Source organism: Sediminibacillus massiliensis (assembly GCF_900156915.1).
Classification (GTDB): Bacteria; Bacillota; Bacilli; order Bacillales; family Amphibacillaceae; genus Sediminibacillus_A; species Sediminibacillus_A massiliensis.
In genome coordinates this window covers 2,644,928-2,664,171 of the sequence record NZ_LT732535.1, presented here as the reverse complement: position 1 = coordinate 2,664,171, position 19,244 = coordinate 2,644,928, and the positions used below count along the sequence as shown (strand labels likewise).

Here is a 19,244-nt window from a genome sequence, read left to right as displayed (position 1 = left end):
AGTAGTTACAATTATGAACCGTGGTGGACTGGAAACCATGTTAATGAATTACTATCGCAAAATGGATAGATCTAAAGTACAGTTTGATTTTATGGTCAATAGATTAGAACAGGGGGATTACGATAATGAAATAGAGAAGTTGGGTGGAAAAATATATAGAATGCCTTCTATAAGGCCTGGTAACTACAAAAAATATTTTAAAAAATTAGATGAATTCTTTTTAAGAAACAAAAATTACAAGGTTGTCCATTCCCACATTAATGAGAATAGTGCATTTGTTTTAAGGGCGGCTAAAAAAGCGGGAATTCCTTGTAGGATCTCACATAGTCATTTAGCGGGCTTACCCTTTGATCATAAGTTAATCTTTCGAATGTATGCAAAATTTAATTTAAACAAAAATGCCAGCCATTATTTTGCTTGCTCACAAGAGGCGGGGCAATGGCTATTTGGAAAAGATGAAAAGATAAAAAGAGAACTAGTCATCTTTAAGAACTCAATAAGTTGTGAAGAATTTAGTTATGATGAAAGTATCCGATTTTTTATTAGGAAGAAGTTAAACTTAGAAAATAAGTTTGTTATAGGGCATGTCGGAAGATTTAACCCTCAAAAAAACCACGCCTTTTTAATCGATATCTTTTATGAAGTATATAAAAGAAACAAAAATGCAGTGTTGCTTTTAGTTGGAGAAGGATATCTTGAGGAGAATATTAGAAAAAAGGTGGATAAGCTATCACTAACCCAATCTGTCAGATTTTTAGGGTTAAGAGGAGATGTGGCCAATATTATGCAGGCAATGGATTTGTTCCTATTCCCTTCACTATATGAAGGTCTAGGGGTTGTATTAATAGAAGCTCAAGCAGCAGGGTTAAAATGTATAACTTCTACAGGCATCCCAAAAGAAGCTGATGTCACGGACACAGTGGAATTCTTAAAATTAAAAGACTCTGCTGAGAGGTGGGCAATTAAGGTATTAAATTCAGATTTGCAACGTAACAGTGGAATACAAAAAATTAAAGATAGAGGGTATGATGTCCAAACTAATATAGAATGGTTAACAAGTTTTTATACAAGATATTATCAAAAAATAAATGCTGCAGAGGTGATGTAGTTGAAAACCCTAACTATTTTCACGCCAACATTTAATAGAGCATACACTCTGCATAAGTGTTATGAAAGCTTAAAAAAACAAAGTTGTAAAGATTTTGTATGGTTAATTATAGACGATGGCTCAACAGATGAAACAGAGAAGTTAGTTAAAAAGTGGCAATCCGAAGATATTGTGCAAATTACGTATCATTTTCAAGATAATCAAGGAATGCATGGCGCGCATAACACTGCATATGAGTTAATTAACACCGAGTTAAATGTTTGTATAGATTCAGATGACTATATGCCTGATAATGCAGTAGAAAGAATTTTATCATTCTGGCACAGATATGGAGATAAAAAGTATGCTGGTATTGTAGGGTTAGACGCAAGTCCGAATGGTAAGTTGATTGGAACCTCAATGCCCAAAAATATAAAAGCTTCTCCTCTAATTACTTTATACAGTAAATATAAAGTAAAAGGAGACAAGAAGTTAGTTTACCGGACTGAAATAATAAAAAAAACACCCCCATACCCGATTTTTAAAGGAGAAAATTATTGTCCTTTAAGTTATAAATATCTATTAGTTGATCAACAATATCCCTTGCTGATAATGAATGAAATTCTCTGCCATGTGGAGTATTTAGAAGATGGTTCCAGTATGAATATGCTTAACCAATATAAAGCGAATCCAAAAGGGTTTGCTTTTTTTAGAAAAGAGGCAATGAAATATGCACCAAACATTAAAGAAAAATTTCGAGAGTCTGTTCATTATGTTTCCAGTAGTTTAATAGCCAAAAATAACTATTTTTTAGTCGAATCACCGCGTAAGTTAACGACAATAATTGCAACACCTTTAGGATTGTTACTTTATTTATATATTAAGACTTCCAAAAATAAAGCTATTGGAATAAAAAGTGGTGGTTAATTTGAAAAATAAAATAAATTTTAAGGAGTAAATATTATGACACTCCTTTGGATAAATCTTTTCCTAATATTCAGTTTAACTTTTTTTGCGAGGTATTTTGCGAGCCCGGTCTACGCAGGCGGCGTTGTAGTCGACACTAGACCAGTTAAATTTCTAATGTTTGCTGCATTTCTAATTGTAACAACAATAGCTGGCTTACGCTCGAATATTGGTGATACCTATTTTTATATGCATTCGTTCGAAACATCTACTTACACATGGGAATTTATTCAGTCGCAAAAGGATATAGGTTTTGGATTCTTGCAATTGTTGTTACAAAATTATGTATCCACAGATCCCCAAGTATTGATTTTTACTGCAGCTATGGTTACTTATATTTTTGTCTTCATAGTTTTTTATCAGTATTCAAGGTTGATAGAGCTAAGTTTTTTTGTGTTTATTACTAGCGGCTGGTTTTTGGTATCCATGAATGGAATTAGACAGTGTCTAGCGGCAGCAATTGCTTTTATAGCAATAAGATATATTATAAAGGGCAATTGGGTTAAATACTTTTTAGTAATAATTATTGCTTCTTTATTCCATCAAAGTGCACTTATACTGTTACCTATTTATTTTTTGGTAAGAGTGAAAGCATGGTCTAAAGCGACAGTAGGTATAATAACAGTTGCCGTTATTATTGCAGTTGGCTTTGAGCAATTTTCAAGTCTATTATTTTCTGCTATTGAAGATACACAGTATGGGGCGTATAAAGATTTTGCAGAGGGAGGAGCAAATATTCTAAGGGTACTCGTTGACGCAGCCCCTTTGGCAGTTGCTTACTTAGGAAGGGATAGGCTTCGAGATATTTTTCCGAATAGTGATTACATTGTCAATATGGCATTACTTGGGTTAGTATTTATGGTTATAGCTACCCAAAATTGGATTTTTGCCAGGTTTACAATTTACTTTAGCTTATACCAGGCAATTATAGTATCCTGGATCGTCCTTTTGTTTAGAGAAAGAGACAGAAAGCTAATATATAGTGGAATCCTCATTTGTTATTTGGCTTATTACTATTACGAGAATGTAATCAGTTTAAATATTATTTATGAAAGTGATTTTCTAGTTTTATAAAAGGAGGTAAATAAATGACCATCCTTATAACAGGAGGTGCCGGTTATATCGGCAGTCATACGTGTGTTGAACTGCTCAAGGCAGGTTTTGATATCGTCGTCCTAGACAATTTTTCAAATAGTCATCCAGAATCATTAAGAAGAGTGAAAGAAATTACCGGGAGAGATTTTAATGCATATGATCTCGATTTAAGAAATAAATGCCACGTGGAAAAAGTGTTCGAAAAATATAATATTAAATCAGTAATACATTTTGCTGGCCATAAGGCAGTGGGAGAATCTGTCTCAAACCCGCTTATGTATTATAGGAATAACTTGATGAGTACAATTGTTTTATGTGAAACAATGAAAAAATATGGAGTTAGGAACCTGGTGTTTAGTTCATCAGCGACTGTATATAGTCAAAAAGCAGATATGCCTCTAGGTGAAGATACAGGGCTGGGTGCTGTTAACCCTTATGGAAGAACCAAGTATATGATTGAGGAGATTCTCTTCGATATCTATAACTCGGATCCTTATTGGAGTATTGCGTTACTTAGATATTTCAACCCGATTGGTGCACATGAAAGCGGCCGTATTGGTGAAGATCCAAACGGTCTTCCAAACAACCTGATGCCATTCATATCACAGGTGGCAATCGGAAAACTGCCAGAGTTACAAGTCTATGGTAATGACTATCCTACTAAAGATGGAACTGGAGTTAGAGATTATGTTCATGTAGTTGACTTGGCCATCGGACATGTTAAAGCATTACTTAAAGTTCAATCTTCCAAAGGAGTTGAGGCGTATAATTTGGGAACAGGAAATGGTTATTCAGTATTGGAGATGGTGGAAGCCTTCGAAAAAGCCTCTGGTAAGAAAATACCCTATAAAATATCAGGACGTCGTCCAGGTGATTCACCTGTTTGTTATGCCAACGTTTCCAAAGCTAAAAAAGAGTTAAATTGGGAGGCCAAGAGAGGATTGGAGGAAATGTGCAGGGATACATGGAGATGGCAGAAAAATAACCCAAATGGATACAAGAAAGTCCTTAATGCAGAAAGCATTAAGGTTTTTTAATTTCTTAAAGATGAGGATGGAAGTAATGAAAGAATTAACTTCTTTAAACGAACAGCGACTGCGTGAATTATTAATAAAGATTTATAAAAAAGGTAATGAAGAAACCAGTAATATCAATGTCCAAGAGGTAGTACTGGAGATGGAAAAGACTCTTTTATTTAGGGATTCCAACAAAGTAAGTGGGACGTAAAAGCAAAGTGAAGCGGACATTCGATATTTTGCTCTCCTTGTTTTTACTTCTATTTCTCTCTCCAGTCATTGTCATCATTGCTTCAATTGTAAGACTTTCGATTGGAAGGCCAATCTTATTTAAACAACAACGACCAGGCTTATATGGAAAAGGATTTTATTTATACAAATTCAGAACCATGACAGACAAAAAAGGAAAAAACGGCAAACCGCTACCAGATGAAGCCCGCTTGACGGCTGTTGGAAAAAAACTGAGAAAGTACAGTTTGGATGAATTTCCACAATTCATTAACGTCTTGAAAGGCGATATGAGTTTCGTCGGTCCAAGACCGTTATTAATGGAATATCTGCCGCTTTACACCCCTGAACAAATGATCAGGCAAAATGTCAGGCCGGGCATCACGGGCTGGGCGCAAGTAAACGGCCGGAATGCTATCACATGGGAGGAGAAATTCCAATTGGATACATGGTATGTCGAAAACCAAAGCTTTCTTCTCGACTTGAAAATACTCGCAATGACTGTTCGAAAAGTTATTAAAAAAGAAGGTATCAACCAGCAGGGCCATGTCACAACTGAAAAATTTAAAGGATCGAAAGAAGTGTTATGACATGAACATGATCTTAATTGGAAACGGCGGTCATAGCAAGGTAGTTAAAGATATTCTTCATGCAATGGATCATTCTCTCATCGCCATTCTAGATGATAAGTTCGAGTTGGAATTTATAAAGGATGGCATGATCTATGGCCCGCTATCATCCATCTATCGCTTACATGCCCCAGATGTAAAAGTGCTCATAACAATAGGCAACAACTTCATTAGAAAAAAGCTATCTGATTCATTAAATCTTCCTAAGGAACAATATGGAACGATTGTTCATCCTACTGCATTGGTGAGTGCGACAGTAAGACTGGGAAGCGGGACGGTGGTTATGCCACACGCAGTTATAAATGCAGATGCAAAAATCGGGGAGCACTGCATCATCAATACCGGTTCCATCATCGAGCATGAATGTCATATTGGCAGCTATGTACATGTATCTCCGAACGCCACACTAACGGGAAATGTACGTGTCGGTACTGGTTCCCATATCGGTGCATCTGCCACGGTTATCCCAGGGAAACAAATTGGAAATTGGGCAACAATCGGAGCGGGTTCCACTGTAATCCATGATATTCCGGATCACAGTACCGCTGTAGGATCCCCAACGAGGTTAGTTTCAGAGATGCCAATTTAAAATGGAAAGGCGGTGGGTCTTATTGAAAAAGAAAATACTGTTGTCACCACCCCATATGAGTGGACGAGAGCAGGAATACATTCAAAAAGCATTTGACTCCAATTGGATTGCTCCATTGGGGCCCAATGTCGATGCCTTCGAAAAAGAATTAGCTGATCACGTAGGAGCCAAGCAAGCTGTAGCCGTTAGTTCGGGAACTGCAGCAATTCACTTGGCTCTTTCTTTATTAGACGTAAAACAAGGTGACAAGGTATTTTGCTCAAGTCTTACTTTTGTGGCAAGTGCCAACCCAATTCTTTATCAAGGTGCGGAACCGGTCTTTATTGATTCAGAACCAGAAACTTGGAATATGTCCCCTTTGGCCTTAGAGAGGGCCATGAGGGAAGCATACCTGGAAGGGCAGCTGCCAAAGGCTGTTATCATTGTCCATTTATATGGTCAAAGTGCCAAAATGGATGAATTATTGGCTATCTGTAACCAATATGAGATTCCGGTTGTCGAAGATGCTGCTGAATCACTCGGAACTACCTACAAAGAAAGATTCAGTGGTACCCTCGGTAAATTCGGGATTTATTCGTTCAATGGCAACAAAATCATCACTACATCTGGAGGCGGTATGCTCGTTTCTGATGATGAAAACGCAATGGAGAGGGCTCGCTTTTTAGCAGCCCAAGCCAGGGACCCAGCTCCTCATTATCAGCACAGTGTACTTGGCTACAACTACCGAATGAGTAACATTTTAGCCGGTGTAGGAAGGACACAGCTGCAATTGTTGGATGAACGAGTTATTGCCAGGAGACAAATCTTTGAAAACTATCGCCGGGAATTGGCTTACCTTCCAGGGATAGATTTTATGACTGAATTAGAAGAGACACGAATGAACCGCTGGCTGACTGCTTTCACTATCAATCCCCATCAAACAGAAGTTTCCCAGTCACAACTCCTGACTGCGTTACTGATGGAAAATATCGAAGCGAGGCCGGTATGGAAGCCGCTGCACCTGCAGCCTCTTTTTCAGAATGCCAAGTATTATCGTCACAAAGATGGTTTTGATGTTGCGAAACAAATATTTGGGACGGGAATATGCCTTCCATCAGGATCAAACCTCACTGAGTCTGAGCAAGACAGAGTTATTACTTGTTTAAAAAAGACAATTAGCAAGTTAGTGCGTAAAGAAGAAATTATATGAAAATATGAGGTATTGCTAAATGATTGGAGATAAGATCCACAAAATCAGGAAACGGAAAGGTCTTACGTTAACCGGTCTTGCAGAGAAAGCGAACATATCTAAGTCTTACTTGAGCAATATAGAGAGAAATATAAACAAGAATCCATCGATTCAAGTGTTGCGAAAAATTGCTGTTGTTCTGCAGGTAGATATGAAAATGTTGATCAATGGAGAAGATGAAGTAACTCAACAATTGGAAGAGGAATGGCTGGTTTTTATTAAGGAATTGAAAGACTCGGGAGTACAGAAGGAGCAAATAAATGATTATAGAAAAGTAATACAATTTATTAAATGGCAAAATGAATGTACGAAAGGTGATAACTAAGCAAAGGAATGATGAAAGGAGACTTGGTATAAGGTGAAAATTCCTAAACGCATACACTACTGTTGGTTTGGTGGGAAAGAAAAACCTGACATTGTTAAAAAATGCTTAAATAGCTGGCAAGAGCATTTAGTAGAATATGAAATTATTGAGTGGAATGAAGAAAACTTTGATATAAATGTAAATCCTTATGTTAAAGAAGCCTATGAAAATAAAAAATACGCATTCGTAAGTGATTATGTAAGAGTTTATGCCTTATATCACCACGGGGGGATATATTTAGACACTGATGTCGAAGTATTTAAGCCATTTGATGACTTTTTACGCCATGACTCATTTTGGGGCTTTGAACAAGAAAATTATATTGCTACCAGTACAATCGGTGCAGCTAAAGGCAATAAACTTATTAAGTTGTTTCTAGACTCTTATCATAATAAAAAATTTGTCAGAGAAGATGGTAGGTTAGATCAACTAACCAATGTAGCAGTAGTAACAAGTATTTTAGAAAACATGGGCTTAAAAAAAGATGGCAATTATCAAGAATTGAAAGGGCTGGGTGTTTTTTATCCACAAACCTATTTTTCTCCCTATGATTACATTAACTGTAGAAGGTTTGTTACAGATGATACACATGCCATACATCATTTTTATAAAAGTTGGCTTCCTTTTAAGTCTCAATTTAAAAGTACCTTTAAAGTTATTACTGCCAAGGTGATTGGTGGAGAAAATATAGCCCGCTTACGAAGCTTAGTCTCTAAGGGTTAGGTGGTTACCATGAAAAATGTATTAATAGCCTCTTTTGACATGGAAGTTGGGGGAGTGGAACGAAGTCTTATTAGTATGTTAAATAATTTTGATTATGATAATTATCAAGTTGATTTAATGCTGTATAGTCATACCGGTGATTTTATGGATCAACTGCCCAAAAAGGTTAAATTGTTAAAAGAATCAAAAGCTTACAAAACATTTCGAATGCCAATTAAAGAAATATTTAAAACAGGAAATGTTCCAGTAGCATTATCTCGGTTGATGGCTAAAATCAAGACTAGCAAAGATAAGACACTAGAAAGTGGCTATAAACAGATGCAATATATGTGGAAATATGCGCTTCCTTTTCTGCCAAGAACTCAAAAGGAATATGATGTTGCAATTAGTTATCTTTGGCCCCATTACTTTGTAGCCGAAAAAGTAGAAGCTACAACTAAAATAGCTTGGATTCATACTGATTATTCTACTATTAAAACAGATATAAAGATGGACTTGGAAATGTGGAAGAAGTTTGACTATATTGTCGCAGTTTCTGAAGAGTGTAAAAATTCATTTTTGAAAAAGTATAAAGAATTAAAAGAAAAATTGGTAGTAATAGAGAATATTACTTCACCCGATTTTATTAGAGAAAGTGCAAATGAATTAATAATTAACCCAATGACAAAAGACCAAAGGTTTAAAATTATAACGGTTGCTAGATTATCATATGCAAAAGGCATTGATAATGCAATTAAGGCACTGAAAATATTAAATGATAAAGGACATCAAAACATTGCTTGGTATGTAGTTGGTTATGGAGGGGATGAGGGTAAACTAAAAAAAATGATTAGTGAAAATAATTTAGAAGAAAATTTTATTTTGCTGGGAAAAAGAACAAACCCTTACCCTTATATAAAAGAATGTGACCTGTATATTCAACCTTCAAGATATGAAGGGAAAGCCGTAACGGTTGGAGAGGCACAAATCCTTTGTAAACCTGTTTTAATAACTGATTATAATACAGCTAAAAGTCAAGTAAAAAATAATTTTGATGGATATATAACAGAACAGTCAGTTGAAGGTATAGCTAAAGGGATTGAAAAATTAATTTTCGATGAAAAATTAAGACAAAAAATAGTAAACAACTGTATTATTACAAGTTATGGAAATGAATCGGAATTGTTGAAATTATATCCTTTATTCTGTAATGGAAGTGATTAAAATGAAAAAAATACTATTTTTTATTGAGAGTCTCTCAGGGGGCGGTGCTGAAAAAGTATTGGCTGAACTAGTCAATCGGTTTAATAAGAATAAATTTGATATTACTGTTATAACAGTAGTAGATGTAGGTATATATAGAAATGAAATTAAAAAAAACTGTAAATACATTAGCATACTTCCAAATCCAGAAAAATTGAAAACAATGAAATTATTAATATATAAGCTAAGGTATAAGCTTATATATCTACTACCACCCTCCTTCTTTTATAAATTTTTTATAAAAGAAAAATACGATTTAGAGGTAGCGTTTGTAGAAGGATTTGCAACTAAAATTATATCAAAATCTACTAACACTTTGAGTAAGAAAGTAGCCTGGGTACATGTAGATCCAATAAACAGGGGATATGCTGATAGATATTTTAGAAATTTAAGAGATCAAATAGAAAGCTATAAAAAATACGATAAAGTTGTATGTGTATCAAAAAAGGTAAAGAATTCATTTGAAGAAAAAGTATATAAAGATAAAAAAGTTATTGTAAAATACAATCCTGTTGACAGTAAAGCAATTATTTATAAAAGTAATGAAAAATGTGAACGCACAAAGCCTGATAAATTCTTAATAGGAACAATAGGTAGGTTAACACGTCAGAAAGGCTATGATAGATTATTAAAAATAATGAAAATTTTAAAGGATGATGGATTAAATTGTGAATTGTGGGTACTGGGCGAAGGCCAAGATAGACCCCGACTAGAACAATATATTAATGATAACAATTTAAGTGATTCAGTAAAATTGATAGGTTTTAAAAGCAATCCTTACAAATATATTGCTATGTGTGATTTGTTTGTATGTTCTTCTAGAGCTGAAGGTTTTAGTTTAGCTTTAGCAGAAGCAATGGTTCTTGGTTTACCTACAATTAGTACTGAGTGTGCAGGTCCAAATGAATTATTAAATTCAGGAGAGTATGGGATGGTTGTTAAAAATAATGATCTTTCACTTTATGAAGGAATTAAGACATTAATTAATGACAAGGCACTGTTAGCAAGATATAAAGCCAAGTCGTTAGAGAGAAGCAATATTTTTACTATTTCTACAGCAATAAAAGATATTGAAAAAGTGTTTAACTAGGTGACGATATGAATCCATTTATAAGTGTAATAGTACCTGTTTATAATGTTGAGAAGCATTTAAGTAGATGTATTGAGTCGCTATTAAAGCAAACATATACACATTTTGAGATATTACTAGTCAATGATGGATCTACTGATAAAAGTGGAGATATATGTAATTATTATAAACTAAAAAGCAATAAAATTAGAGTTTTTCATATGTCTAATAAAGGAGTATCTAGTGCAAGGAATTATGGAATAGAAAAATGTAAAGGGGAATATATTCAATTTGTTGACTCCGATGATTTTGTAAATGAAACTTATATATCCTCAATGGTAAATATAATTAAAGATAGAAGTATCGACTTAGTCATTAGCGGAATAAACCAAGTAGAATCTAGCAATGGTAAAATAAAACAAGTTAAAGAGATAGTAAGCAAAGTATCTGGCTTCTATAAAAAACCAGAACTGAAAGATATTATGCCTGATTTAATCGAATCCTCATATATAAATTACTGCTATTCAAAGTTGATAAAGAGAAATCTAATTACAAAAAAGCAAATACGCTTTGATGAAAATATCAGTTTAGGCGAAGACACTCTGTTTGTACTAGAGATTATTAAGGCTAGTAACAAAATATATATTTTATCAACCGCTGAGTATAATTACCTAAACCATTCAGATGATACTCTTACCTATAAGATAAGACAGGATAAATTTTATATCTTAAACAAGTTATATAGCGCGCTGTTAAACTTCTGTCAAACAGAGGGATACTATACTCCTTCGACAAAATATAGTTTAGAGAGAAGATATTTAGAAACGATAAGATTCTGCCTCGATGAAAATTTCAAACTGGTTGGTAGCTTAAACTTCTTAAAAGGGTTAAGAAATATAAGTAATATATTAAATAATAAAGATGTCTGCAACTATTTTAATGATAATAAAACATTATTTAATAATTATCCCAAAATGTTAATAAATGCAATACGCTCTAAGAGTTCTGTTCGGTATTCTTGTATATATTATTTGTTGATCATTAATAGAAAGTTAAGGAGCCTTTTATGAAAAAAGTTCTATTTATAACAAAAAGTCAAATGTTTGGAGGGGTAGAAAAAGTATTAATTGATATAGTAAACCTCCTTGATCCACTTAAATATCAAATTACTGTTATGACAGAAGAACAGAACACGGAAGTAAAAAAGAATTTACCTAGTCATGTGGAATACAAAAGCATATTTAAAAAGAGATTTAGAGGCTTGGATAGAGTTTTAGTCCATTTTCCCCCTTTCCTACTACACAAAATGTTTATAAACAACTTTTACGATATTGAAGTATCTTTTCAAGAAGGGTTTCCAACAAAATTAGTTGCTGGAAGTAATGGAAAAACGAAAAAAATTAGCTGGTTTCATAATGATCCATATTATTATGACTTTAATCTACCCTATTTCCGTGAAAAGAAGAATTTAAAAAAATATGTTAATAAGTTTGATCGACTAGTTACTGTATCAAATGTAGTTTCTAATAATTATAAAAAATATATTAATTTTGATAAAGAATTAAAAGTTATATACAATCCGATAGACACTGCTCTCATAAAAAAGTTATCTAAAGAAACAGTGACAGATTTAGAAAACAATGAAAGTATCTTTCGGATATGCTTTATCGGAAGGTTATCGGAAGAAAAGCAAGTAGGTATGTTAATTGATAGCGTAGTTAGATTACATACAGATTATAGCAATATAGAGCTAATTATTGTTGGAGATGGTCATCAATTTAGTGATATTGAAAATAAAATATCTAATTCACATGCTAATGGATTCATCAAACTGTTGGGTTATAAAGATAATCCTTACCCTTATATTTACAAATCATCTTTATTAATTTGTTGTTCTAAAACAGAGTCATTTTGTTTAGTAGTGGCTGAATCACTACTATTAGGTACACCAGTTTTATCCACAAAGTGTGGAGGACCAGAAGAAATTTTAGAAAATGGAAAGTATGGAATGTTAGTGGATAATGATTCTGAATCCTTATTAAAAGGTATAGAAAAAATGCTAAAAGATAAAGGATTATATTTTAGTTATAGAAATAAGGGTTATACAATTTTGAACAAGTTTGACAAAAATATAATTAGAAAAGAAATAGAAGAAGTATTAAAGGAGGAAGAAAATGAAAAAGATTGTGCTATATAGCCATGGGGGAAGTGGAAATAGGGGATGTGAAGCTATAGTAAGAGGTACTCGTAAAATAATTGACTATACAGAGAAAAAACATAAATTCTACTTGTGTTCACTGGATAAGTCTGAGGACTTGTCAGTAGGAGTATCCACGTTTAATGAAACTATAGAATATTCAAATTATATTAAACGCTACTCTCTAGATCATATTATTGCGGCAGCGAATAGAACAGTATTTGGAAATGTAGATAGCTATGTTTCATTAGCTCAAAAAAACTTATATAAAATGTTTAATAAAGATACCATAGGAATATCTATAGGGGGAGATAACTACTGTTATTCTGATTCAAAGTGGCTTTACTTAAGTAATAAAAAAGCAAAAAAAAAGAATACAATAACCATCTTATGGGGATGCTCTTTAGAAGAAGGAAAAATGGATAAAGAAATGATGGAAGACTTGAATAGTTATGATTTAATTATAGCAAGGGAAAACATTACATATAACTTACTCCTAGATAAAGGTATAAATAAAAACACCAAGCTTTATCCAGATCCTGCATTCCAATTGGATTATGAGGTTATAGATTTACCAAAAAATTTTAGAAAAAAAAATACTATTGGAATAAACTTGAGTCCTTACATTTTTAAATCAAAATTACCTAAGAATGAAGTTATAGATTTATATGTAAAACTAATAGAGCACATTATTAAAACAACAGATTTACATGTGGCACTAATTCCCCACGTTTTCTGGGTGCATAATAATGATTTAGAAGTGTTAAATCAAGTCTATTCTAGACTTAATACCACAAATAGAGTTTTACTTATTAAGGAAAAGTACAATAGTAAACAACTTAAGTATATTATTTCGAATTGTAGAATGTACATCGGAGCGAGAACACACTCAACGATTGCAGCATACTCATCTTGTGTACCAACTTTGGTGTTAGGCTATTCTGTAAAGTCAAGAGGAATAGCAAGGGATATTTTTGGTAGTGAGCGAGATACGGTTCTACCCGTACAAAAGTTAACAAGGTTAGAGGATTTAGTTCAGGCATTTGAGTATATAAGAGAAAAAGAAGAAGAATTAAGGAATCATTTAGTAGAATTCATGCCAAATTACAAAGAAAAAGCACTCCTAGCAGGAGACGAAATAAAAACATTTATATAGTAGAAAAGAAGAATTACTTTATCTAAGTACTTCTTCTTTTTTATTTGCATTCATTTTTTGATAAATCAAAAAGAAATTAAATTATAAATAAATTTCCAAAAGGTGAAATATGAATAATAAACAATATAAAGTCGGAGCTGCATTGTCCTATGCTTCTATATTTATAGGTAATATAGTAGGAATAATATATACACCCATTATGTTAAGAATGCTTGGACAGGAAGAGTATGGTCTTTATGCTCTTGTAGGTTCACTCATAGCAACACTGAGTTTGGTTGATCTAGGGTTTGGGAACGCTTGTATAAGGTATGTATCAAAATACAGAGCTCTGGGAGACAAAGAAAAAGAGTATAACTTAAATGGTATGTTTTTATTAATAAATATTTTCATTTGTAGTTTAGCTCTATTGATAGGGTATATTTCATTTTACTTTTTAGACAACTTTTTTAGCCATAGTTTGTCAACAAATGAGTTAGAAAAATTCAAGATTATGTTTTTAATATTAGTATTTAATTTAGGTATAAGTTTTCCTTTCTCTATTTTTGGGTCTATTATAGTTTCATATGAACAATTTGTATTTCCTAAATTGATAGGAATAATTCGCATACTGCTAAATCCTATAGTTATTTTAGCTGTATTATTTGCTGGTTATGATTCGCTAGCTATGGTTCTGGCTAATACTGTAATTAACATTCTATTTTTATGGGTGAATGTCTTCTATTGTTTTAGAAGATTAAAAATCAAACTTTATTTTAAAAAGTTTGATATGAAACTACTGAAAGAAATATTTATTTATTCAATGTTTATATTTATAGCAATTATTGTAGATAAAATATATTGGTCTACAGATCAATTTATTCTGGGCATGTACTCGGGCACTATAATGGTTTCTATATATGCAATTGCGTCTCAAATTAATATGTACTATATGCAGTTTTCTACAGCTATTTCAGGCATGTTCTTACCTAGATTAACTGCTATGATAACTAAAGAAACAAATATTAAAGAACTTTCACAACTTTTTATAAAGATTGGAAGAATTCAATACATAGTTATTGGATTAGTATTAGTTGGTTTAATATCATTCGGGAAAGAGTTCATTATTATATGGGCGGGTCAAGAATATGCACATGCATATTATATATCTTTAATACTTGTGTTACCTTTTACAATTCCTTTAATACAAAACACTGGACTGACAATATTACAAGCGAAAAACTTACATGGTTTCAGGTCTATTGTACTGTTAATAATTGCACTAGGTAATTTAGCAATAAGCATTCCTCTGGCACGAAATTTCGGAGGGGTAGGATGTGCAATAGGCACTGCTATTGCTATGTTAGTTGGTAATGTAATAATAATGAATATATACTATTATAGAAAAATTAAAATAGATATATTTAAGTTTTGGAAAGAAATCTTTAATTTAAGTTTTCCTTTAACTATGTGTTTATTGATAGGTTACTTTTTAAATGAAATTTTTCTAGGCTATGGATTTTTCTCTTTGTTATTAAAGATAGTATTTCTTACTATTTGCTATAGTGTGTTAATGTATTTAATGGGTATGAACAATTATGAGAAAGAGTTGGTAAAAATTCCCATTCTAAAAATAATGAATAATTTTAAAAAGTGTTATATTGCTCTTAACGTAAATGAAAGAAAAAGTAAGGGTTAAAACTAAGAAAATAAAAAAACGCTGTTATCAGCGTTTTTTACAGGCTGGCGAGAAGATCTCGGCAGCCTTTTTTTATAGATTAATCCTACATATCTCGGGGGTTACTACTGTCTATCTTAATACTCTATAATACGATCAACAGAAAAATAATTAAAATTCCTATCCTCAAAAGTCCAATTTAAAAACAGGAGTTATTCTATTAACTGGTGAAAACCATAGTTACCAGTGGTTTAATAGATTTTTATTTTTAAAAATTGTTTTTACTAAAGGAGGAGGTCTTTAGGTCTTTCTTTGAAAAGTAATAGACGGATAGAATCATTGGACTCATTGAGAGTTATTGGTTTGTATTAAATACCAAAAAAAGGTAATGCGATTGAAACCCTAGTGAATCAAAAATAAAAAATTAAGGGGTTTACGTGGTAAAAATGAGCTAGGGGCAATAAAAAATTAAAGGTAGCATTATCTACTTTTATCATATATCTACATGCTATAAAAAGGAAAGATATAAGAATACTTGTTTAGGTTAGATTAAAAAAAATTTAAATAAATTAACCAAGTAACTCTATTGGTTGGAAGGAGAAACTATGGAACTTTCAAGAAATGATACACGAATTCTTAAAGGTGTAGGTATTATATTTATGGTCATGCTCCATCTATTCACACGAAAAGAAATAAATGGATTATATGAAACTTTTATTTTAATAGGGGATGTTCCGTTAGTATATTATATTGGACATTTTGGTGATGCTTGTAGGCCTATATATTTGTTTGCTAGTGGATACGCTTTTTATATTGCTATAAATAGTGAAAATAACATAATAAATAGAATAAAGAAAAATACTAAGCGAATAATGAAGCTGCTTATCAATTATTGGATTGTATTAATTATGTTTATAATTATTAGTTTTTTTATAGGGAAAGAATATATGATGCCAGGATCAGTTAAAGAGTTTTTATTAAATTTTTTTGTTTTATCTAATTCTTATAATGGTGCATGGTGGTTTTTACAAATCTACATTATATTGGTGATTCTTTCTCCTATTTTAATGAAATTGGTGAAGAATAATAACTCTATTTTGTCCTTATTTTTTATAGGTGTTATTTACTCCATCAGTTACTTACAATTTTATAAAGATATTTTTGAAATCGGAGACCATGGTTTCTTAGCTGCAATTACTAGAACTGCAGTATTAACGGGGACTTCACTATTTTCTTTTATTGTTGGTGCATTATTTGCAAAGAAGAAAATTTTCACCTATCTTCATAAAAACTTTTATGAAGTAAAGTTTAGGAACTTTATCTGCTATTTAGGTATCCTTATTCTGCTTGTCATACATTCTATTTTTGAGTCAACTAGCATAGCCCCTTTAACAGGCATATCATTTATTTGCTTTTTTATATTTATCGATAAAAGTAACTGGGTGAAAAAGATACTTAACATATTTGCTGAACATTCAACGAACATATGGTTAACTCATATGTTTTTTTATTTAACCCTTTTTCCAGGATTAACTTTTGCTCCTAAGTACCCAATATTAATATTTATCTGGCTGCTTATCTTGTGTATTGTTACTTCTTATCTTATAAAGTTTATTTATAATCCTATTTTGAGGTTTATAGATACGGATAAGAAATTAATTAGTTTAAAACGTCAAGCAGTAAGATAGAGATAATTGCTTGTAACAATAGTTCCTTAGTTAATTACAATAAATAAGTATTGCAATTAACACAAAGTTATAGTAATGTTCTTTATAAGGAACGGAATTACAGACATATATAGGTTTATTTTATTTTAGCTGTTTATCAGCTATTTTATTTTGTTGTATAGTTCTTTATTGAGAATATGTGTTAGAGAATTGTAATATTTTGTATTGGAGAGAAATCCATGAGTGCAATTGCTGGTATTTATCAATTAAATAATGAACAAATATCTGATGACCACATCGCAAACATGATGAATAGCTTGCAAAGATATCCAGCAAATGATGTACAGGTATGGCATCAGCAAAATACTTTCTTAGGCTGCCATGCCCAGTGGATCACTCCTGAATCTGTGGGTGAGCTTTTACCTTATTATGACTCTGAGAGAAAGTTGTCGATTACTGCCGATGCGATCATAGATAACCGTGAAGAGTTATTTGAAAAATTGCAAATAGATAAATCTAGACAACGCTTTGTACCTGATAGCCAGTTAATTTTGCTTGCTTACTTTAAATGGGGAGAAGACGCGCCGAAATACTTAATTGGTGATTTTGCGTTTATGATATGGGATCAGAGGAATGGAAAGCTATTTGGAGCTAGGGATTTTTCAGGTGGGAGAACGCTCTACTACTATCATAATCAAAAACAGTTTGCTTTTTGTACGATAATGGAACCTCTTTTTACTCTTCCCTACATAAAGAAAAAGCTAAATGAACAATGGCTTGCAGAGTTTTTAGCTATTTCTAGTGTAATAGAAACCGTAGATACTAATATAACAGCATATCAAGATATTAAACAAATTCCACCTTCTCATTCTATTTCAATAAACGATAAAGGAGTCAAGCTTTCAAGGTATTGTACGATAACTTCTGGAAAGAAATTAAAGCTTAAAGACAATAGGGAATATGAGGAAGCATTTCAGCAGGTATTCCAAGAGGCGGTAAGATCTAGACTTCGCTGTAATCGGCAAGTCGGTTCCCATCTAAGTGGAGGGCTTGATTCAGGAGCGGTTGTTGGTTTTGCCTCTAGGATCTTACAAACAAAAAATGATTCCTTATATACCTTTAGCTATATTCCTCCAAAAGATTTTATCGACTTTACACCAAAATATAGGGTGGCAAATGAAAGCTCCTTTATTAATGAGACTGTCCAATATGTTGGCGGTTTGAATCACCATTTTATGGACTTTAAGGGGGTTAGTCCTCTTTCAGAGGTTGATTTTTTCCTTAATACTTTAGAAACACCATACAAGTTTATTGAGAACTCAATTTGGCTAAAGGGGATCTTTGAAAAAGCTTATAAGGAAGATTTAGGTGTGCTTTTAAATGGAGGAAGGGGAAACTTAACAATCTCATGGGGCTCGGCAATGGAATATTATGCTCTTTTGCTGAAGAGAATTAAATGGATCCGCTTTTTTCAGGAATTAGATTATTATAGCCAAAACATGGATGTGAGTAAAACTAAAACTATACAGTATGTTGGAAAAATGGCGTTTCCTATTGTTAATCAAATTCTCCCAACTTTTAAAAAGTATCAATCAAAAACAATGATAAGTAAAGAGCTAGCGGCAAAGACGGAAGTTTATAAAAAACTTAAAACACATGGAATTAATGAGCAAAGTTCCACTTTACCTAATATTTTTAAAGAAAGAAAGCGACATTTTCATGAGTTGTTTCACTGGAATGCAACTAATACACTTGGAACTAAATTATCTTTAAAATACTCATTATGGAAAAGGGATCCAACAAATGACCTTAGGTTAATTCGTTTCTGCCTATCTCTTCCCGAAGAACAATATGTTCAAAATGGGATGGATCGTTCTTTGATTCGACGGGCGACCAAGAATTTATTACCAGACAAAGTGAGATTAAATTTAAAATACCGTGGTGTTCAAGGAGTCGATTGGGTTCATCGAATGATTCCTAATTGGGATTTATTTGTAGAAGAATTGGAAGAGCTAAGGGCTGATAAAGAAGTATTTAACTATTTAAATGAATCAGTAGTAGAAACTGCTATTAATAAGGTTAAAGAAGGGCCTGAAACAGAACATGCAATTAATCCAGATTACAGAATTGCTCTTAGGAGCTTAATAGTTTATCGCTTTTTGAAAAAGTTTAATTGAAAGGGGGTGATATGATGAAACAAACGTGGAAAAAGCCTGAGTTAGAAGTTCTTAAAATCGAGATGACTATGGCATCAGGATATGAAGGATATCATGATGAAGCCTACAATGGTGAACCTGCTTATGGACCTCATCATGAATCATAAAGCAATTGTAA

General features: G+C 32.6%; 19 protein-coding genes. All 19 read left to right on the top strand.

Going from position 1 to position 19,244, the window contains the following annotated elements:
* The first annotated feature begins 13 nt into the window (after nt 1-13).
* The 19 genes from CZ434_RS13865 (at nt 14) to CZ434_RS21825 (ending at nt 19,233) form a co-directional block, all read left to right on the top strand.
* Nucleotides 14-1,108, top strand: a complete 1,095-nt coding sequence (locus CZ434_RS13865) for a glycosyltransferase family 1 protein (RefSeq protein WP_245830990.1) — start codon at nt 14-16, stop codon at nt 1,106-1,108.
* A complete protein-coding gene (locus tag CZ434_RS13860; protein ID WP_077623697.1) occupies nt 1,109-2,014 on the top strand; it encodes a glycosyltransferase family A protein in 906 nt (301 codons plus the stop codon).
* A 36-nt stretch (nt 2,015-2,050) separates the two neighbouring features.
* The gene (locus CZ434_RS13855) at nt 2,051-3,127 is read left to right on the top strand and encodes an EpsG family protein (RefSeq protein WP_077623696.1); all 1,077 of its coding nucleotides are present in this window, start codon (nt 2,051-2,053) and stop codon (nt 3,125-3,127) included.
* Nucleotides 3,128-3,141: 14 nt separating this feature from the next.
* A complete protein-coding gene (gene galE, locus CZ434_RS13850; protein ID WP_077623695.1) occupies nt 3,142-4,185 on the top strand; it encodes a UDP-glucose 4-epimerase GalE in 1,044 nt (347 codons plus the stop codon).
* Nucleotides 4,186-4,210: 25 nt separating this feature from the next.
* Nucleotides 4,211-4,375: a YwzD family small protein gene (locus tag CZ434_RS22215; RefSeq protein ID WP_179107278.1), complete on the top strand. Its 165-nt coding sequence runs from the start codon at nt 4,211-4,213 to the stop codon at nt 4,373-4,375.
* A 7-nt stretch (nt 4,376-4,382) separates the two neighbouring features.
* Nucleotides 4,383-4,982: a sugar transferase gene (locus tag CZ434_RS13845; RefSeq protein WP_077625198.1), complete on the top strand. Its 600-nt coding sequence runs from the start codon at nt 4,383-4,385 to the stop codon at nt 4,980-4,982.
* Between the two features lies 1 nt (nt 4,983).
* Nucleotides 4,984-5,610 carry an acetyltransferase gene (locus CZ434_RS13840; protein ID WP_179107277.1) on the top strand — a complete coding sequence of 209 codons (627 nt, stop codon included), beginning with the start codon at nt 4,984-4,986 and terminating at the stop codon, nt 5,608-5,610.
* Between the two features lie 55 nt (nt 5,611-5,665).
* Nucleotides 5,666-6,799 carry a DegT/DnrJ/EryC1/StrS family aminotransferase gene (locus tag CZ434_RS13835; RefSeq protein WP_425442096.1) on the top strand — a complete coding sequence of 378 codons (1,134 nt, stop codon included), beginning with the start codon at nt 5,666-5,668 and terminating at the stop codon, nt 6,797-6,799.
* A 19-nt stretch (nt 6,800-6,818) separates the two neighbouring features.
* Nucleotides 6,819-7,163 carry a helix-turn-helix domain-containing protein gene (locus tag CZ434_RS13830; protein ID WP_077623692.1) on the top strand — a complete coding sequence of 115 codons (345 nt, stop codon included), beginning with the start codon at nt 6,819-6,821 and terminating at the stop codon, nt 7,161-7,163.
* Between the two features lie 33 nt (nt 7,164-7,196).
* Nucleotides 7,197-7,925 carry a glycosyltransferase family 32 protein gene (locus CZ434_RS13825; RefSeq protein WP_077623691.1) on the top strand — a complete coding sequence of 243 codons (729 nt, stop codon included), beginning with the start codon at nt 7,197-7,199 and terminating at the stop codon, nt 7,923-7,925.
* Nucleotides 7,926-7,934: 9 nt separating this feature from the next.
* Complete coding sequence (locus tag CZ434_RS13820; protein WP_077623690.1) at nt 7,935-9,128, top strand: glycosyltransferase; 1,194 nt, start codon at nt 7,935-7,937, stop codon at nt 9,126-9,128.
* Nucleotide 9,129: 1 nt separating this feature from the next.
* Nucleotides 9,130-10,257 (top strand): glycosyltransferase, encoded by a 1,128-nt coding sequence (locus CZ434_RS13815; RefSeq protein ID WP_179107275.1) that lies wholly within the window; start codon nt 9,130-9,132, stop codon nt 10,255-10,257.
* A gap of 8 nt (nt 10,258-10,265) precedes the next feature.
* Nucleotides 10,266-11,306: a glycosyltransferase family 2 protein gene (locus CZ434_RS13810; RefSeq protein ID WP_077623688.1), complete on the top strand. Its 1,041-nt coding sequence runs from the start codon at nt 10,266-10,268 to the stop codon at nt 11,304-11,306.
* Nucleotides 11,303-12,433 (top strand): glycosyltransferase, encoded by a 1,131-nt coding sequence (locus CZ434_RS13805; RefSeq protein WP_077623687.1) that lies wholly within the window; start codon nt 11,303-11,305, stop codon nt 12,431-12,433. Before CZ434_RS13810 ends, CZ434_RS13805 begins: the two co-directional genes overlap by 4 nt.
* Nucleotides 12,411-13,589, top strand: coding sequence for a polysaccharide pyruvyl transferase family protein (locus tag CZ434_RS13800; RefSeq protein WP_077623686.1), 1,179 nt, complete (start codon nt 12,411-12,413; stop codon nt 13,587-13,589). Before CZ434_RS13805 ends, CZ434_RS13800 begins: the two co-directional genes overlap by 23 nt.
* A 109-nt stretch (nt 13,590-13,698) precedes the next feature.
* Nucleotides 13,699-15,264, top strand: a complete 1,566-nt coding sequence (locus CZ434_RS13795; protein ID WP_077623685.1) for a lipopolysaccharide biosynthesis protein — start codon at nt 13,699-13,701, stop codon at nt 15,262-15,264.
* 584 nt (nt 15,265-15,848) lie between these two features.
* Entirely contained in the window at nt 15,849-16,931 is a 1,083-nt protein-coding gene (locus tag CZ434_RS13790) for an acyltransferase family protein (protein ID WP_077623684.1), read from the top strand.
* A 218-nt stretch (nt 16,932-17,149) separates the two neighbouring features.
* Nucleotides 17,150-19,087 (top strand): asparagine synthase-related protein, encoded by a 1,938-nt coding sequence (locus CZ434_RS13785; RefSeq protein ID WP_077623683.1) that lies wholly within the window; start codon nt 17,150-17,152, stop codon nt 19,085-19,087.
* 14 nt (nt 19,088-19,101) lie between these two features.
* Nucleotides 19,102-19,233, top strand: a complete 132-nt coding sequence (locus tag CZ434_RS21825; RefSeq protein WP_143262132.1) for a paeninodin family lasso peptide — start codon at nt 19,102-19,104, stop codon at nt 19,231-19,233.
* Nucleotides 19,234-19,244 lie beyond the last annotated feature (11 nt).

Bases quoted from the DNA above. Each gene is read 5' to 3' on its own strand.
- CZ434_RS13800 (WP_077623686.1), top strand. From the start codon at position 12,411: ATGAAAAAGATTGTGCTATATAGCCATGGGGGAAGTGGAAATAGGGGA.
- CZ434_RS13840 (WP_179107277.1), top strand. From the start codon at position 4,984: ATGAACATGATCTTAATTGGAAACGGCGGTCATAGCAAGGTAGTTAAA.
- CZ434_RS13805 (WP_077623687.1), top strand. From the start codon at position 11,303: ATGAAAAAAGTTCTATTTATAACAAAAAGTCAAATGTTTGGAGGGGTA.
- CZ434_RS13810 (WP_077623688.1), top strand. From the start codon at position 10,266: ATGAATCCATTTATAAGTGTAATAGTACCTGTTTATAATGTTGAGAAG.
- CZ434_RS22215 (WP_179107278.1), top strand. From the start codon at position 4,211: ATGAAAGAATTAACTTCTTTAAACGAACAGCGACTGCGTGAATTATTA.
- CZ434_RS13865 (WP_245830990.1), top strand. From the start codon at position 14: ATGAACCGTGGTGGACTGGAAACCATGTTAATGAATTACTATCGCAAA.
- CZ434_RS21825 (WP_143262132.1), top strand. From the start codon at position 19,102: ATGAAACAAACGTGGAAAAAGCCTGAGTTAGAAGTTCTTAAAATCGAG.
- CZ434_RS13830 (WP_077623692.1), top strand. From the start codon at position 6,819: ATGATTGGAGATAAGATCCACAAAATCAGGAAACGGAAAGGTCTTACG.
- CZ434_RS13855 (WP_077623696.1), top strand. From the start codon at position 2,051: ATGACACTCCTTTGGATAAATCTTTTCCTAATATTCAGTTTAACTTTT.
- CZ434_RS13790 (WP_077623684.1), top strand. From the start codon at position 15,849: ATGGAACTTTCAAGAAATGATACACGAATTCTTAAAGGTGTAGGTATT.
- CZ434_RS13815 (WP_179107275.1), top strand. From the start codon at position 9,130: ATGAAAAAAATACTATTTTTTATTGAGAGTCTCTCAGGGGGCGGTGCT.
- galE (WP_077623695.1), top strand. From the start codon at position 3,142: ATGACCATCCTTATAACAGGAGGTGCCGGTTATATCGGCAGTCATACG.
- CZ434_RS13835 (WP_425442096.1), top strand. From the start codon at position 5,666: ATGAGTGGACGAGAGCAGGAATACATTCAAAAAGCATTTGACTCCAAT.
- CZ434_RS13795 (WP_077623685.1), top strand. From the start codon at position 13,699: ATGAATAATAAACAATATAAAGTCGGAGCTGCATTGTCCTATGCTTCT.
- CZ434_RS13820 (WP_077623690.1), top strand. From the start codon at position 7,935: ATGAAAAATGTATTAATAGCCTCTTTTGACATGGAAGTTGGGGGAGTG.
- CZ434_RS13785 (WP_077623683.1), top strand. From the start codon at position 17,150: ATGAGTGCAATTGCTGGTATTTATCAATTAAATAATGAACAAATATCT.